Raw genomic sequence first — 16,540 nt, 5'->3', positions numbered from 1 at the left:
ATGGTTTCTCCCGAGGTGCGCGTCGGCGCCGGGTACCCGTTCCGGCAGCTGGCGAAGGCGTTCACGACCGCGTCGAGCCACGAGGACGACGAGACCCGGCGGCGCGCGGAGGAGCGCGTGCGCCGCTGGGAGCGCGTGCTGACCGGCATGGCGGACGGCACCGTCACGGTCGGGTCGCGGACGCCGGTCGCCGGGCTCCCGGCCTGGGTCACCCCGGAGGTCGTACGCGGCGGTTTCGCCACGGGCGAGGCCGCCGCCGGCGGGCCCCTCCTGCCGCACGAGGTCGAGACCTGCCGCCGGGCCGGCGTGCCCGCCGACCGGTACGCGCTGTTCCGCCACCACCTGACCGACGCGGGCCTGGCCGAGCTGTACGCGCTGCTGGACGGCGGCGCGTACGAGGTGGCCGTGCCGGAGGAGGCGGCGCTGCTCACGGTCGCGTGGCTGCTGCGCGCGGGCGACCGGCCGGCGGCGCTCACGCTGCTGGAGGAGATCCACCCGTTCGCCGACCGGCTCCGCTTCACCCCGCGCCCGACCATCGGGTCCGCGCCGGGCAGCGTGTCCGCGTCCGATGACGCGCCCGCATCCGGCGGCGCGCCCGCGTTCGATGGCGCGGCCGCATCCGATGGCGCGATCGCGTCCGGCGGTGCGCCCGCGTCCGGCGGTGAGGTCGTGCACCGCGAGACGGTCGGTGAGGTACGCGCCGCGCTCGACGGCCGCCGCCCGAACGACGCCGTCGCGGTGATGAACGAGGCGCTGACCGTCTGGAACCCGTTCGCCGACGAACTCCTGACGCACTGGCTGGAGACGGTCGAGTCCGGGCGCGTCGCGGCCACCGAGCCCGACGGCTGGCGGGAGCGCGGCGCCGGCCTGCTCGCGCGGTATCGGGAGCTCGCCACTGTCCACACCCTGTGCACGAAGCATCGCCGCCCCAAGGAGAACCTCGCGATCCTGCGCACCGCGCTGGAGGAGGCGGTCGCCGGGCGCGAGCTCGATCCGCGGCTGCGCGGCCTGCTGCGGCACGCGGTCGACTCGATGGTCCGTCGGCGCGGCGTTCCCGGGTCGGCGCGGCACATCGCGCTCCGTACCGCCCAGGCCGTCAACGCCTCCCGCCCGGCGACGCACGTCCTGGCCCAGCTGCTCGTCGCGCGGCTGGCGGATCTGCCGCCGGACGCCGGCCTGCCCTCGGTCGACGCGGTGGTCCGGCCGGTGACCGAGGAGGAGTCCCGTACGGGGGCGCCCGCGGGCGCCGAGGTCCCGGACGCGCTGCGGCGGATCGTCGAACGGGCGCTCAGCGCCCCGATCGCCACCCTGGTCGAGCGCGGCATCGTCACGTCGGCCGAGGTGCTGGCCGAGCTCGTTCCCCAGTTGGTCGCGGCGACCACCGCCGAGGCGTACGAGGACACCGCGCTGGGCGCGCTGATGGCCGCGACGTACCGCGCGTTCCGCAACCGGCGGTCCCTGCTCCTGCTGAACCTGGAGCGTCAGGTCCGGCTCGAGGAGCTGCCCTGGGTCGGCGCGGTGACGCCGTACCGCTCCGCGACCCGAGGCGGTGGCTCGGCGCGCACCGCGCTCGTACGCCTCGGGGAGCTGGCGCTGCAGGGCTTCCCGGGCACGATCCTGCCTAATCCGCTGATCCGGGAGCTGTCCACGCTGTCCCGGCAGGCGAGCCTGGACGTGCCGTTCACCGAGGAGCTGGCCGCCGACATCTTCATGGGCGCCTTCTCCCCCAAGTTCCCGCGCGCCGCCCGGCTGGCCGCCGACCTGCTCGAGGGCACGCTCTACGACCGGTACTACGGGATCGACTACGCGGCGGTCCGCGGGCTGCCCGAGCCCGACCGGTTCGCCGCGGTGTGCCGTGCGCGGGCCGGGGACCTGGCGGGCGGCTCATGGGTGGCGGCGAACGGCACGGTGATCGAGCAGGCGCAGATCCTCACGACGCACAACCTCGCCGCGCTGATCCACCCGATCGGCGTGGATCCGGCCGGAGGCTGGGCGGACCTCGCCCGCCGGGCGTTCACCACCGTGTGCCGTTGCATCGCCCAGGTGGAGGGCAACCGGCGCTCGCTGGGCGTCATCAAGGACGCCGCGTACGCGTGGCGGCAGGTGGTGTTCTTCCTGTCGCTGTGCGGTCTGGAGGACCAGATCACCGTCATCGCCGGGATCCAGGAGGAGGTCCGGCGCCACCCGGAGCACGTCGTACGGCGGCTGGCGCCGGTGCTCGCCGGGCTGCGGCACGTCCTCGTCGGCGGCGGCCTGGACGACGGCAGTGCCCCGAACGCCCGCCGCTTCACCGGCTGGAGCACCACCGGCCACTGGATGCGCGACGTCGCTTAGTTGAACGGTTGGCCCGGAGTACGAAGGGCTGTTAGCCTTGCCGCGGCGCGAGAGACGCCTGATCACTCCGGGACGAGGGAGGTTGATGAATATGGCTGCCAGCAGCCGTCTTCAGCATGCCCTTGTCCGGTCCGCGCAGGCTTAGAGCGCGGTCCGGGTCGTCACCAACGACCAGGAGACTCAGGTGTCTTCTTTCTTTTCCGTGACCGATGCCGATCTGACCACCGACCGCCTCATCCTGCGGTCGTGGACCCCCGGCGAGGCCGCCGCCGTCCTGGACGGCGCCCGGTCGGCGCACTGGGCCCAGGACTTCCCCGCCGAGGGCGATCACGTCATCGTCGGCCTGTTCGCCGAGCATCCCGCCTGGCTGGACGAGTACGGCCACCGTCAGGTCATCGAGCGCGACGGCGGTCTGGTGGTCGGGTCGATCGGCCTGTTCTGGCCGCCCAGCGACGGCACCCTGGAGATCGGGTACGGCATCGTGCCCTCCCGGCGTGGCCGCGGCTACGCCGCCGAGGCCACGCGCGCACTGACCGCGTTCGCCCTTACCGCACCGGGCGTCCACACGGTCTACGCCAACGTGGAGTTGTCGAATCCCGCCTCGCTCCGGGTCCTGGAGAAGGCCGGCTTTCGGCGATCGCACACCGACACCGAGCAGAACACCGCCCGGTTCGTCCTGAGCGCGACACAGCCGGCCCGCCGGTAGCCAGCTCACGGGGATCGGCAGCGGCATCCCGCTGCCGATCCCCCTCGGCCGGTCAGCCCACCCTCGCCCCAGTCGCGGCAGTTAATAGACGCGAAGATTATCTGTGCGTAGAATAACTTCCGGATCCCCGCGCGAACGGAGCATCACCATGTGGGAGTACGAGCACACCGCCGAGACGGTCGCCTCCCCGGAGGCGGTGTGGCGGCTGTGGGCCGACGTGCCCGGCTGGGGCACGTGGAACGCCGAGATCGAGAAGGTCGAGATCGACGGACCGTTCGCGGTCGGAACGCAGATCACCATGACGCCGCCCGATGACGAACCGGTCGTGCTGAAGGTCGTCGAGGTGGCGGAGAACGCGCTGTTCGTCGACCAGCTGGACGCCGGCGACTTCGTCGTCACCACGACGCACCGCGTCGAACCGCTCGGCGACGGCCGGAGCCGGATCGTCTACCGCACGGAGATCGACGGGCCGGCCGCCGACCAGGCCGGTCCCGAGCTGGGCCCGGCGATCACCGCGGACTTCCCCGACACCGTCGCGGCGCTCGTCCGGCTGGCCGAGGGCCGATGACACACCATCCCGACGAGAGCCCCGGCTTCCTGCTCTGGCAGGTCACGCTGGGCTGGCAGCGGGAGATGACCGCGACCCTGGCCCCGCTCGACCTGACCCACGTGCAGTTCGTCCTGCTGGCCACCACCTGGTGGCTCAACTCCCAGGGTGAGGAGCCGAACCAGCTCACTGTGGCCCGGCGGGCCGCCACGGACATCAAGATGACGTCGCAGGTGGTGCGCAAGCTCGAGGACAAGGGCCTCGTCGAACGCCGGGTCGACCCCGCCGACACCCGCGCCAGGCGGCTTCGGGTGACCGAGCGGGGCGCGGAGGTGGCGCGCGCGGCGGTCGAGGCGGTGGAGGCGGCCGACGCGGAGTTCTTCCGCCGGGTGCCCGACCCGGCGGCGCTGCTGCGGATCCTCAGGCCGCTGGCCGCGCCGCCGGACGAGACGACTCCGTAACCGATCAGGCGGGCAGGCGGCTGAACCAGTCGACGATCGCCGCGGTGCCGCTCACCGCCGTCCCGAGGTGCCGGGAGCCCTGGTAGTCGATCGGACCGAGCTCGATCGTCGGCAGGTCGGCACCGCTCGCGTGGAACGCCGTCCGGCAGCGGTCGGTGTTGGCGGTGACCGCCTGCTCGTCGCCGGTGGCGTAGTACAGCCGGGCGGGAACGCGCGGCGCCCAGCCGGTGCAGGTCGCGTCGGCCACCCGCAGCGCCGCGGCGAACGCCCCGGACGGGTGCCGCAGCAGCTCGAGGCCGTGTGGGGTGAGGAGATGGTCGAGGTCATCGGGCAGCGCCGCGAGCATCTCCTGCCCGGGAGTCGTCCCGTCGAACAACCGCTCCACCTTGTCGGCGTACGGCGCCTGGAAGACCTGGCCCGGCGCGTCGTAGAGGTGGTGCAGGCGGTTCCAGGAGACGAGCAGGTACGTCACGTAGGCCACGCCGAGCTTCGGGGCGATCTCCCGGCCCGCGAGGACCGCCGGGAGCTCGGCGTCGCGGAAGGCGTACGCGCCGCTGATCGGCGCCACCGCGCCGAGCCGGTACCAGGGGTCGGCGCCGTCCTGCAGCGCCCGCGCCAGCCCCAGTGCCGCCGACGCCCCCTGCGAGAAGCCGGTGACCAGCACGCGTCGCTGCGGCGTCCGCCCCCGGCCTGCCATGAACGCGCGGGCCGCGCGCAGCATGTCCAGGGAGGCGGTGGTCTCCGACGGGACGTCCATCCACGGGTGGGTACCCGGCCCCTTGCCCAGCCCGAGATAGTCGGGAGTGACGGCGGCGAAGCCCGCCGCGCCGAACGTCATCGCCGGGGCGGCGGAGAAGTCGTCCTCGCCGATCGAGGGGGCGTCCTCCTTGTAGCTCTGGGTGCCGTGGGTGAACGACACGAGGCGCGGCCTCCGGTCGCCGCCCCGTGGCAGCACGACCAGGCCGCTGGCGATCGTCGGCCGGCCCTCGGCGTCCACGGTGCGGTAGACGAGGCGGTCGAGCTCGACGCCGTAACGCACGCCGGCCTGCACGAACCCCGCCTTGCCCAGCGCCGTACGCGTCTGTTCGGCCGAGAGGACGCGGAGGCGTACGGGGGCGGCGGCCAGGGTGCCCCGGTCGCCGGCCGGGTCCGTGGCCCGGGTCCGCGCGTTCGCGGACGCGGGGCCCGCGACGGTCCCGGCAAGGGCGACACAGGCGGCCGTCACGAGGGCGACGGCTCGTCGGTTCACAGGAATTCTCATACCGCCGACGCTAGGGACGCCCGCCGGTCGGCCCCAGCCTGCCAACCCCCGCGACCACGGTGTACCCAGCCCCCCCACACCGAATGGCCTTGAAGTCGGCGCCGAGGATTTCGGTGCCAGGGACGACGGCGATCCAGGGCGTTGATGACCGCACCAGACCGGCACCCGCGAAAGTCTCGGATAACGCGAGCATCGCCGCCCTGTTTACGCCGCTTCGTCCTATTCGCGAGTCCGAGCGCGCGGCGTTCGCCGAGCATTCCGCCCCGGCCGGCGCGACCGGCCTTCCACCTTCAGGCCACCGGGGAGGACCAGCGCCTGCGACATCCGCGACTACCGAACCTGCCGCCGCCGAGACAGTGCGCCTTTCAGCCACCGTTGCATCGAACCGAATTTTCGGACGGGAGAAAACCAACAGTCAGGGCACCGACGGCCGTTCGAGGTCGCATCGGCGCTGCTCACCGGATCGCCAATGGCGCTGCCATCACGTGCCGAAAGGTGGTGATCGCTGGGAGTAATGTGACGAATGACGAAGAACTAGGCGAACAGTGAGACATGAGCGTTATCTGGCGGATAGGGTGCCGCGTGCGTCGTTGATGAATTCAGTCTCGCGGCGCTCTCAGACCTACTTCCCTTCGCTGGAGGTACTGCATGCGCCTGAAAAGGGCGACTCTCACTTTTGCCGGTGCGGCGGGCGCTCTCGCCGTCACCACCCTGGCCGCGTCCCCCGCGTGGGCCTGCAACGACCGCGACCCCGCGCTCCGGCTCGAGGCCAAGTGCGGCGCGAACGGTCAGCCGAACTGGATGGTCTACAACCCCAACAAGTGGGGCGCCGTGCCGTTCACCTGGAACGACGACAAGGGCGGCCACAGCAACAGCAAGATCCCCGCGCCCGCCGGCGGTGCCGTCGCACTGCCGACCCACGCGTCAAAGGTGACCGTGGTGGCGTACCGTCCCGACAACCGCCGGCTGCCGGTCTGGCAGCGGCACGGAGCGTTCGGCGTGAAGCACTGCGCCGCCGCGCCGACCCCGACGCAGAAGCCCCACAAGCCGGGCAAGCCGGTGACGCACAAGCCCAGCCCGACCCCGACCAAGTCGAGCGCCAAGCCCGCGACGGCGACGCCGGTCCCGACGGCGCCCAGCGGCGAGGCCCGCCCGGCGACGCCGGTCAAGGCGCAGCCGAAGTTCACCGGCTGACGTACGAAGGCTGACCGTCGTATCCGGGAAGGCGCGTTCCCGGACACGACGAACGCTCGCAGGCGGCCCGGGATGGCGCGATCCCAGGCCCCGCCCGCGAACGAACGCTCACAGGCGGCCCGGGACGGTGCGTTCCCGGGCCGCCCGCCTGTCATCCAACCCGCGATTCGCTAAGGAGCGAGACCGATGTCCATCAGCACGGCCGCGTCGCGGCCCCGCTGGGCGGCCGCGACGATCGGCGTCGCCCTCGGTATCACGCTGACCGGCTGCGGCGGCGGCTCCGCCCACCCGGGCAAGAGCGCCCCGGCGGCGGACACGAACTCCACGGCGGCCGCCACCGACTCGGCGAAGTTCGGCGACGGCCCGAGCACGATCGCCACCGCGCGTACGAAGACGGTGCAGATCTACCAGAACCCCGGAGACGCCGATCCGAGCATGCGGCTGAAGAACCCGAACCCGGACGGCGTCACGCGGGTCTTCCTCGTGGTGGGCACCAAGCCCGGCTGGCTGCACGTCCTGCTGCCGGCGCCGCCGAACGGCAGCCAGGGCTGGATCGCCGCGAAGGACGTCACGACCGCCAAGACGAGTTACTGGGTGCAGGTCCTGCAGTCGGCGCACCGCGTGAAGGTGTACAAGGGCAAGCAGGTGCTGATCGACACCCCGGCGGCGATCGGCAAGGCCGACACCCCCACCCCCGGCGGCCGCTACTACCTCACCGAACTGCTGCAGGCGCCGAACCCCAACGGCGCGTACGGCCCGTACGCCTACGGCCTGAACGGCTACTCGACGACGCTCACCCAGTTCAACGGCCAGGACCCGATCATCGGCATCCACGGCACCAACGAGCCCAAGTCGCTCGGCACCTCCGTCAGCCACGGCTGCGTCCGCGTCGGCAACACGGTGATCACCAAGATGGCGAAGATGCTGCCGCTCGGCACCCCGGTGCAGATCGCGTCCTAGACGTTCGCGAGAACGACCGCCACGATCGCGCGGTCCAGCGGATCCTCCAGGCCGGCCCCTGCCTCGGGAGCGCGCGCACCATCGAAGATCTCGCGCAGCACCCGGACGAGGGCCGGTCGCCACCGCCGTCGCGTCAGGTCGTCGAGTTGCCGGAGAGCCCGCGCGTCGGCCTCCGAGTGGCCGCACAGGGCCAGGACGATGTCGCCGAGCAGCGGACCGGCCGGGATCGCGTGCCACAGCTCGACCGGCACGGCCACGCGTCCGGCGAGCGCGTCCAAGGCGCGGGAGACGACCGCCCTGGCCCAGGGCTCGAGGTCCTCGAGGAGCCGCTCATCGCGTTCTCCGGCTCGGATCCTCCGCAACGCGGTGGCCAGCGGGGCGATGAACAGGTTCTCGGCACAGGACACGAGGTGGGCGTCGATCGCCGAGGCGGCCTCCGGGTCGGTACGGGCGGCGAGGATCCCGGCGATGGCCGCCTCCCAGGCGGCGAGGTTCGCGGCCGCGAACGCGCCGTCGGCCACGAGGTCCGGCCCCTGAGCCGCGGCCACGATCCCGGCCCACAGGCTCTCCCGCCGCTCCGGTGCGGGCACCAGGCGTTCGAGGAGCGCGTCCAGCGCCACCCCGGGCACCGTACCGACCCGTCGGCACAGGTCCGCCAGGTCGCCCGGCGCGATGTCCGCGTCGGCCGAGCCGCGAATCAGGCGACCGGCCCGCCGCGCGCCGCCGCTCATCGCCCATTCCATGCCGGCCACCGCGCCGATCGCCGCCGCCGCCAGGAAGTGCGCCACCGCCCCCGCCGTCTCGCCCGTCTGCTCGAGTTGTTCGGCCAGGCGGTAGTGGTCGTGCAGGGGTGCGCTGGCGAGGCCCTGCGCGTAGGCGTACCGCAGCGCGTCACGGCGGAGGCCGACCGCGACCTCCGGATGACCGCGGGCCGCCTCGGCGTCGGCCAGGTGACCGAGGATGGCACCGAGCCGCCTGAGGTCGCCTGATCGGGCGAACGCCGCACGGCTGCGCTCGAGGATCGCACGCGCCTCTTCGACGCGGTCGAGCTCCATCAGCAGCCCGCAGATGCTCACCTCCACCCACAGGATCTCGTCCGCGTCGGCGTCCCGGCCGCGCATGGCGGCGATCCGGTCCTCGTGCATCCTCAGGGCCTGCTCCGACTGACCGAGTTGGGTCGCCGCGGCGACACCGATCCCGAGGAGTTCCTCGACGACCTGCCGCGGCCGTACCGCCTCGACGGGCCCGCCATCGGCCGGGATCTCGTCGACGCGCCTCCAGAGCCGGTCGATCTCCGCGAGGCCCTCGGCCATCCGCCCCAGGAGCAGCAGCGCCTTGACCCGGGCGAGCTCGCCGATGAGCACGGTCCAGGGACCCGCTCCCGCCCGTCGGGAATGGTCGATGGCCTCCTCGGCGAACCGCAGCGCCTCGTTGGCGTCGCCATTGTGGAGGCACACGTCGACCAGCTCGACGGCGGCCGCCGCGATGTTCCAGTGGTTGCCCTGCCGCAGCGCGGCCTCCCGGGCCGCGCGGACGTGCCGTTCCGCCGCCGCCGGGTCGACGTGCTTCAGGGCGCGCGCCAGCCGACCGTGCGCCTCGGTCTCCTCCTCCGTGCCCATCGCCTCCTCCAGCAGCCGCCGCAGCGTGGGCAGTGCCTGGAAGGCGGTCTCGCGGGTGGGGTTCCGGGTCACCGCGATGCCCAGTGCCCGGCCGGCCTGCTCGGACCGCCCGAGCCGCAGCAGGTAGGGAACGGCGCTGAGCCCCATCCCGGCCACCATCTCCTCGGATCCCTGGTGCGGGCCCGGAGCGCCCGCGGCCTCCATCTGCTCGCTCCAGAAGGCGCCCAGTTCGGCGTCCACGGCCTCCCGGAACTCCGGTCCGGCCATCGCCCGGCCCGCGCCGGCGACGCCAGGATGGATCTCGTACGCCCCGCCCTGATGCACCTCCAGTAGCCCCTGCGCGCGCAGCACCGCCGTCCCGGCGGTCACGTCCGACGCCCGCACCGAACGGCGCAGGCGCTCCCGCAGCGCCGGCCAGGTGCGGATCGCGACCCCGACGTGGCGGTCGGCCGGCTCCAGGCAGCAGAGGAAGGCGAACAGGTCGCGTACGGACGCCGACAGCCGGCCGACGATCCGCTCCGTCCAGATGCGGAGGACCGCCAGGTAGTCCTCCGCCGCCGTACCAGGCTCCCCGGTGCGGAGGAAGTCGTCCGGCGACCGGTCCGCGCCGTCCCAGACCCCGGCGGCCGCGGCGGTCAGCCCGCTCAGCAGCGTACGGTCGGCGGCCTGGGCGTCGGCGAGTTCCAGGAGCTTCGGGTGGCCCTGCGCGGCGGCCAGCACCCGGACCACCAGTCGGCGGCCCGCGTCCACGTCGACCCGCGCGGTGCCGTCCATGAGGGCGCGCAGGTTCGGCAGTTCGCGTGTGAGAAGGACGGCCTCGTCACGGGACAGCGCGTGGATCGGCTGAACGTCCACCCCGGGCCGCAGGCCGACCAGCCGGACCCTGCTGGTGACGACCAGCCTGGAGTAGCCCTGATGCGCGGTCAGCGCGTCGACCATCGAGGACCACCGCGGGTCCCGCCACTCCCCTGCCGCGGTGAGCAGCGTCTCGGCGTTGTCGACGACGACGAGCACCCGCTTGCGTTCGAGGTACTCGGTGAGCTTGGGCAGCTCGGCCCGCAACGCGGCGTCGTCGTCCAGCAGGTGCACCAGCCGCAGCCCCTCGATGTGTCCCTCCAGCCGGAGGGCGAGACCGGAGAGCGCGCCGGTGATGTCCTGGCTCTCCTCCGGCGCCTCGTACCAGACGACGGCCGGGAAGGTGTCGGCGTGGGTGTAGGCGAGTTCGGCGGCGCAGGAGGTCTTGCCCGCCCCGGCCATGCCGTGCAGCACCAGCCCGGACCGGCGGCTCTCCGGTGCCAGCACCTCGCTGGCGGTGGCCATCACGCCGACCCGCCCGACGAAGCGATCCGGTTGCGGCGGCAGGTCGCGCAGCTTCACCTCCTCGGCGAACGCGGGCGGCCGCTCCCGCGGAGCGGACAGCCGCAGGTCGCGGGCCGATGACCCGAACAGGGCGGGCGTGGCCACCGACAGCGGCGGGCGGTCCGGCGTCGGCGGCACGGCCACGGCCTCGCGCACGGCCCGCGTTAAAGCGGTGGCGAGCGGCTGTCCGTGCCTGATCAGCCGCTCGTACAGGCCGTTCCCGAGCGCGATGGCGAACTCGTCCGCCACCGGATAGCGCATCGCCACAACGGCGCAGCCGAGCCGCCCGGTCAGCGCGGCCGCCAGCGTCGGCGGCGGCGTCTCCCGCATGGGCTCGTCGACGTCGGCCGGCGGGTTCGCGCGGACGGACGGCTCCAGGCCGAGCACGCGCAGATGCTCGGCGGCGGTCAGCGCCGCCGACGAACAGGACGACAGCACCGCCAGCTTGAGGCGTTCGCCGAGCGGCCGCAGCCAGTCGGCGAGCTGCTCCGCCGGCACGGGGAGCGGCGTCCCGTCGGGGTTCTCCAGGAGGAACCCGCCCCGGTCCCCGTGGCCGGACAGGTGCAGCACGTCCCAGCCATCGCCGTCCTCGACGACCTCCCGCAGCCGGTCGGGCGTCACGCCGTACTGCAGCGCCCGCAGCTCGACCGCGCGACCGCCCACGGCGGCGATCCGTCGCAGCAACGCGGTCAGCTCGTGGCGTTCCTTGCGCAGGTTCAGCGCCGAGCTGCCCACCGGCAGGCTGAACAGCCCGAGGACCCGCAGCCGTTCCTCGACCGGTCGGGCGGCGCGCGGCGGTTCGGTCCCGACGCGCAGGACGAGGCTCACGCCGTGCGACACCAGCGGCGTCCCCCGAACGTGGGCGAGCTCCAGCGGCCGGTACGCCACCAGGTGCGCCGCGTCCGGGACGTCCACGAGCACGGTCAGCGGCGCGCGGTCGGCCAGCGCCGCGCCGACCGGCCCGAACACCTGCTCGCCGGCCCATCGGCCGACCTCCTCGACGATCTCCGTCTCGGCGGCGAGCCGCCGGTCGGGAGCCGCGCGCCACTGGAGGTACCCGTACAGGTCGCCGAACGCCTCGTACCGCCAGTCCGCCCCGTCGAGCCGTACGTCATGCGCGGCGATGAGCGCGCCGTCCGCGTCGCTCAGCTCCCACCGCCAGCGCTCCGGCCCGTCGAAGTCGACGGCCCGAAGCATGATGGCCGCCGTCATGGGCCCTCCTTCATAGGCGCTCGGCCGTCGCCTCGGCCAGGCTAGATCGCGGAGGAACAGGTCGCTATCCGATCTCAACTCCCGAACACCCAGATTTCAACGGCGATCCCGCCGCCACCGCACGTACGCTCGGACCAGGTGATCGGCGGAGGTGGTCGTGGCGGAACTCCGGTGCGAGGTCACGGACTATGACGGCCCGGCGCGGTGGCGGTGGGTGCTCACCGGTCCGGGTGGCCGGTTCCTCGGCGACCACGAGGTACGGCTCGACGAGACGGACTGGCAATACGAGGCGTTCACCGACCTGCGCGCCTACCTGCTCTGGCACACCGCGCCGGACCGGCGGATGGAGCAGGAGACGCGGATCGTCGCCGAGGTGGGCGCGTGGCTGGGCGAGCAGGTGTTCGGCCCGCTCGGCGCGGCGATGGTCCGGGAGCGCCCGGCGACGGTACGGATCGTCGTGCCCGCCGAAGCCCGAACGCTGGCGTTCCGGCCGTTCGAGCTCGCCCACGTCGACGGCCGCCCCCTCGCCCTGCGCAACGTCACCCTCGTCACCCAGGTCGGAACCGAGCGGACGAGTCCCACGAAGGGCGTACGGGACCGGCTGCGGGTGCTGGGCCTGTTCAGCCTGCCGACCGGGCACCGCCCGCTGAACCTGCGCCGCGAACGCCAGGCGCTGTCCCGGCTGTTCCAGGAGATCGCCGCCGTGCACGGCCGGGCCGTCGACGTCCGCGTCCTGCAGTACGGGGCGACGCGCGAGCGGCTGCGCGAGATCCTGGAAGAGGACGAGGGCTGGGACATCGTCCACATCTCCGGCCACGGAGAGCCGGGCGAACTGCTGCTGGAGCACGCCGACGGGTCCGCCGACCCGATCGACGCCGCCGACCTGACCGACCTGCTGGACCTGGCGCGCGAGCGGCTGTCGCTGGTCAGCCTGTCGTCCTGCTGGTCGGCCGCCCTCACCGCCGCCGAACAGCTCCGCCTGCTGAAGCTGACCCCGCCTCCCGCCCTCGCCGACGAACGCTCGACAGGAACGGCCGCTCCGGACCGCCCGACGGCCGCGCTGGCCACCGAACTGGCGGACCGGCTGGACTGCGCCGTTCTCGCGATGCGCTATCCGATCATCGACGACTTCGCCATCGACCTCGCGGAGAAGCTCTACGGGTTGCTCGCCGAGAAGGCACAGCCGCTGCCGCGCGCGCTCGGTACGGCGCTGCGGCAGGTGGTCCGCGATCCCCCGACGCCCGCGTGCCCTCCGCTGTCCGTCGCGACCCCCGCCCTGTTCGGCGCGCACGCCGTCGACCTGCGGCTGGCCGCCCCTCGCCGTACCGAATCGGAGTCCTACGCCCCCTGGCGGCTGAAGCTCGCCGGCTTCCCGGCCCAGCCGGAGCGCTTCGTCGGGCGCGTCGGGGTGATGGCGCGATCGAGCAGCGCACTCGCCCCGCGCAGCGGTTCGTCCGGCGTGCTGCTGCACGGCATGCCCGGAGCGGGCAAGACCGCCTGCGCACTCGAACTCGCCTACACCCACGAGGACGTGTTCGAGCGACTGGTCTGGTTCAAGGCGCCCGATGAGGGGCGCGACATCACCGACGCGCTCACCCGGTTCGCGATCCAGCTCGAGTCGGCCCTGCCGGAACTGAAGTTCGCGCACCTGGTCGACGACGCGGACCGGCTGGATCCGTTCCTGCCTCGCCTGACCGAGCTGGCGGAGCGACGACGGCTGCTCATCGTGGCCGACAACGTCGAGTCCCTGCTCACCGGGTCCGGCGAGTGGCGCGACCCGCGTTGGCGCGCCGTCGTCGCGGCGCTGACGGACCACTCAGGGCTGAGCCGGCTCGTGCTGACGAGTCGGCGGCTCCCCGAGGGCCTCGACCGCCGCATCGGCGTCGAGCCGATCGACGCTCTCCCGTTGGACGAGGCGCTGCTGCTCGCGCGGGAACTTCCCGCGCTGAACCGGCTGCTCGAAGGTACGGTCGAGGGCATCGAGGCGGACGCGGCCCGGCGGCTGGCCGCGCGGGTCGTCGAGGCCGCGCAGGGCCACCCGAAGCTGCTGGAACTGGCCGAAGGCCAGGCCTCCGACCCGAATCGGCTGCGAGACCTGGTGACCACGGCCGGAGACGCCTGGCGGGAGACCTCCGTACTGCCCGAGCGGTTCTTCACCACGGGCGCGGCCGATGCCACCGGTGACGACTATCTGCACGCCCTCGGCGCGTGGACGCGGAGCCTGATCGGCGGGTTAGCACCGGCCGAACGCGACGCCTTCTTCTTCCTGTGCTGCCTGGAGGAGGACGACCGGATCGACCCGGTGCTCGAGTCGACCTGGGATCTCCTGTGGGCGGACCTGGGCCGTCCGGCGAGGAGGCGCTGTCCCGGCCGCTCGCTCGGGACGATGACCGGTTCCCCTTGGCGGACGCGGTCGGACGCATACTCTCGGGTGCACGCGATCCCTCGGTGGCGGCGTACCTCTGGGACCCGGTCGACCGTGCCGTGGTGGTCACTGTGCTGCACCATCTCGGCGTCGACCTACCGGAGGACGAATGAGCAACGACCGGATCGCCGCGCTGGCCGACGACGACGCCATCGGGGTGTTGCGTCTCGTGCTGGAGCGGCAGGGCGTCCCGGTGGACGCCGCCTCGCTGCGGGGGACGGAGCAGCACGTCGCCGAGGCCGTGGCGGACGCCCGTGGGCTGGCCGAGCCGGATCCGGACGCCACTCCGGGGGCGCTCGCCCGTACGGCGCTGGCGCACCTCGCCGAGGGCGACGCCGCGACCCGCGACCTCGTCGAGCGGGCCATCGACATCCAGCCCGGGGCGCGGGAGCGCTTCGACCCCGCCACGCTCGGCGTGGGCGCGCTGGTGCTGCTGGCGTTCCGGACCGATATCCGCCTCGAACGCGATCCCGAGAAGGGCTGGACGTTCAAGCTGCACACCAAGCGGCTCGGCGACTCCTCCGTCGGCAAGCTGCTCAGTCAGCTCTTCGGGGTATATCTCAAACGCTGACGCCCGACCCGATCGGGTCGTCAGAGCCGGTGCGATTCAGCACGAACGCCGGTCGAGTCCGTATTTAGACTCCGCTTCGTGTTAGGTCGGCTGCTCTCCGGGTATTCCGCCGCACCTACCCCGAACGAAGAGCGGTCAACGGCGGAGAAGGTGCAGGCATGGCGAGTGACGTCCGTACTTCCACGACGACCCCGGCCGGCTCCCCCTCGGAGCACGACGATTCGACCGGAGACCTCGTCAGCCGGGCGACGCGGCAGATCAGTGAGCTGATCCGTCAGGAGCTCTCGCTGGCAAAGGCCGAGCTGGCCGACAAGGGCAAGGAGGCGGGGCGCGGCGCCGGGCTGTTCGGCGGGGCCGGGACCGTCGCCTTCTACGGCGGCGCCACGCTGATCGGCGCGGCGGTCGCGGGCCTCGCGGTCGCGTTGCCGGTCTGGGCGGCGGCCCTGATCGTCGGCGTGGTGCTGCTGGCGATCGCCGGCCTGCTGGCCGCCGCGGGCCGGTCGCGGCTGCGCCGGGCGACGCCGCCCCTGCCCGAGCAGGCCACCGAATCCGTGAAGACCGATGTGCACGAGATCAAGGACCATCTCAAGGAAGGGCATTCCCGATGAGCGACTCCCCGACGGCGGGCGGCGCCGAAGACAAGAAGGGCCGGCCGGATGACCGGCAGGAGCTGAAGGCCGACATCGAGCAGACGAGAGAGGAACTGGGCGAGACCGTGGAGGCGCTGGCGGCGAAGGCCGACGTGCCCGCGCGGGTCCGTGGCAAGGCCGCCCAGTTGCGCGAGCAGGCGACCGGGACCCTCGGGACCCTGACCCAGACCGTACGGGAGAAGGCCCCGCAGCTACGCGAGCAGGCGACCGGGACCCTCGGAACGCTGACCCAGACCGTACGGGAGAAGGCCCCGCAACTGCGGGAGCAGGCGACCGGGACCCTCGGAACGCTGACGCAGACCGTACGGGAGAAGGCGCCGCAGGTGCGGGAGCAGGTGGCCGGGCCGGTGGCCAAGGTGGGGCAGGCCGTGCCCGAGCCCGCGCGGCGGACGGTCGCGCGCACCGGCCGGCAGGCGACGCAGGCCGCGGGCCGGCGGCCCGGCGCGCTCTACGCGGCGGCCGGGGTCTGCGCGGCGGCCGGGCTGTGGCTGTGGCGTCGCGGCCGCAGGCGGCGCTGACGAACGACTCCGCCCGGCACCCGGACGTCCTCGCGACCCGGGTGCCGGGCGGCCAAACCGAGCGGCGGCCGCCGAGGGTCTCCGTGGCGCCGGTGACGAAGAACCCTCGGCGGCGACGGCGAGCCGCCTAGCGGCTGCCGTGCTTCGCGGCCTCGTACTTGTCGATGATCAGGCCGAGCTGGGCGTACTTCTCGCTGTAGGCCACCGGGTGCGCGCCCGGCGCGGTCGGCGGGCGGTTCGGGTCGACGTACTGGTTCCCCAGGTTGGAGAAGACCGCGATGATGTAGTTGCGGCCGTCCTTGCCGGGCAGGGACCGTACGATGCCCGCGTCGCTGCCGGAGTTGTTGACCAGGCCCGTCTTGTGGGCGAACGTGACCTCGGCGTTGGCGTTGCAGGGCCGCACGTCGTGCTGGTAGGCGTCCCCGTCGACGGTGACGCTGCCGTCGGCGGCGATCCACCGGGACGGGACGAGCTGGGGGATGCCGGGGGCCGGGTAGTCCGCGCCGCACCAGTTGACCGTCGACAGCACGTCGTTCATGCCCTGGTCGGCGAGTTCCTTCTTGAAGAACGCGCGGGATGAGGGGCTGAGCACGTCGCTGGTGACGGCCTTGCCGTTCGGCGCGGTCCACACCGTGCCCGGCGCGCCGTTGATGAGGGTGAGCAGCTTGGCGGTGTCCAGGGAGCTCATCGTGACCGGGTTGCTCCAGTGCCCGCCGTTGGCCG

At 73.1% G+C, this 16,540-nt stretch carries 12 protein-coding genes; 9 read left to right on the top strand and 3 right to left on the bottom strand.

Going from position 1 to position 16,540, the window contains the following annotated elements:
* The 4 genes from ABD978_RS43150 to ABD978_RS43135 all read left to right on the top strand — a co-directional run bounded on the left by ABD978_RS43150 (position 1) and on the right by ABD978_RS43135 (position 4,048).
* Positions 1 to 2,334, top strand: coding sequence for a transcriptional regulator (locus ABD978_RS43150; RefSeq protein WP_345367479.1), 2,334 nt, complete (start codon positions 1 to 3; stop codon positions 2,332 to 2,334).
* A 202-nt stretch (positions 2,335 to 2,536) separates the two neighbouring features.
* Entirely contained in the window at positions 2,537 to 3,040 is a 504-nt protein-coding gene (locus ABD978_RS43145; protein ID WP_345367477.1) for a GNAT family N-acetyltransferase, read from the top strand.
* Between the two features lie 148 nt (positions 3,041 to 3,188).
* Positions 3,189 to 3,608, top strand: coding sequence for an SRPBCC family protein (locus ABD978_RS43140; RefSeq protein ID WP_345367475.1), 420 nt, complete (start codon positions 3,189 to 3,191; stop codon positions 3,606 to 3,608).
* On the top strand, positions 3,605 to 4,048 hold the full coding sequence (locus ABD978_RS43135; RefSeq protein WP_345367473.1) for a MarR family winged helix-turn-helix transcriptional regulator: 444 nt from the start codon (positions 3,605 to 3,607) through the stop codon (positions 4,046 to 4,048). Before ABD978_RS43140 ends, ABD978_RS43135 begins: the two co-directional genes overlap by 4 nt.
* Before the next feature lie 4 nt (positions 4,049 to 4,052).
* Here the strand turns inward: ABD978_RS43135 and ABD978_RS43130 are convergent, their stop codons facing one another.
* Positions 4,053 to 5,297, bottom strand: a complete 1,245-nt coding sequence (locus tag ABD978_RS43130) for a S9 family peptidase (RefSeq protein ID WP_345367471.1) — start codon at positions 5,295 to 5,297, stop codon at positions 4,053 to 4,055.
* A gap of 660 nt (positions 5,298 to 5,957) precedes the next feature.
* Between ABD978_RS43130 and ABD978_RS43125 the strand changes: the two genes are divergently transcribed.
* Both ABD978_RS43125 and ABD978_RS43120 read left to right on the top strand, forming a co-directional pair.
* On the top strand, positions 5,958 to 6,503 hold the full coding sequence (locus tag ABD978_RS43125; RefSeq protein WP_345367469.1) for a hypothetical protein: 546 nt from the start codon (positions 5,958 to 5,960) through the stop codon (positions 6,501 to 6,503).
* Positions 6,504 to 6,689: 186 nt separating this feature from the next.
* Entirely contained in the window at positions 6,690 to 7,463 is a 774-nt protein-coding gene (locus ABD978_RS43120) for a L,D-transpeptidase (protein ID WP_345367467.1), read from the top strand.
* Here ABD978_RS43120 and ABD978_RS43115 read toward each other — a convergent pair.
* Positions 7,460 to 11,653: a CHAT domain-containing protein gene (locus tag ABD978_RS43115; protein WP_345367465.1), complete on the bottom strand. Its 4,194-nt coding sequence runs from the start codon at positions 11,651 to 11,653 to the stop codon at positions 7,460 to 7,462. The two genes, ABD978_RS43120 and ABD978_RS43115, sit on opposite strands and share 4 nt — an antisense overlap.
* A 157-nt stretch (positions 11,654 to 11,810) precedes the next feature.
* On the opposite strand from ABD978_RS43115, the gene ABD978_RS43110 reads away from it, so the two are divergent.
* From ABD978_RS43110 to ABD978_RS43100, 3 genes are all read left to right on the top strand, one after another.
* Entirely contained in the window at positions 11,811 to 14,717 is a 2,907-nt protein-coding gene (locus ABD978_RS43110) for a CHAT domain-containing protein (RefSeq protein WP_345367463.1), read from the top strand.
* A 90-nt stretch (positions 14,718 to 14,807) separates the two neighbouring features.
* On the top strand, positions 14,808 to 15,257 hold the full coding sequence (locus ABD978_RS43105) for a phage holin family protein (protein ID WP_345367461.1): 450 nt from the start codon (positions 14,808 to 14,810) through the stop codon (positions 15,255 to 15,257).
* Complete coding sequence (locus ABD978_RS43100; protein WP_345367459.1) at positions 15,254 to 15,817, top strand: DUF3618 domain-containing protein; 564 nt, start codon at positions 15,254 to 15,256, stop codon at positions 15,815 to 15,817. Before ABD978_RS43105 ends, ABD978_RS43100 begins: the two co-directional genes overlap by 4 nt.
* 127 nt (positions 15,818 to 15,944) lie before the next feature.
* On the opposite strand, the gene ABD978_RS43095 is transcribed toward ABD978_RS43100, so the two are convergent.
* Positions 15,945 to 16,540, bottom strand: a 596-nt coding sequence (locus ABD978_RS43095) for a serine hydrolase (RefSeq protein WP_345367457.1), incomplete at its 5' end; no start/stop codon positions are given.

This window comes from Actinoallomurus liliacearum (assembly GCF_039542035.1).
Lineage (GTDB): Bacteria > Actinomycetota > Actinomycetes > Streptosporangiales > Streptosporangiaceae > Actinoallomurus > Actinoallomurus liliacearum.
Note: the sequence above shows the minus strand (reverse complement) of the source record. Positions and strands in the feature narration are given on the sequence as shown.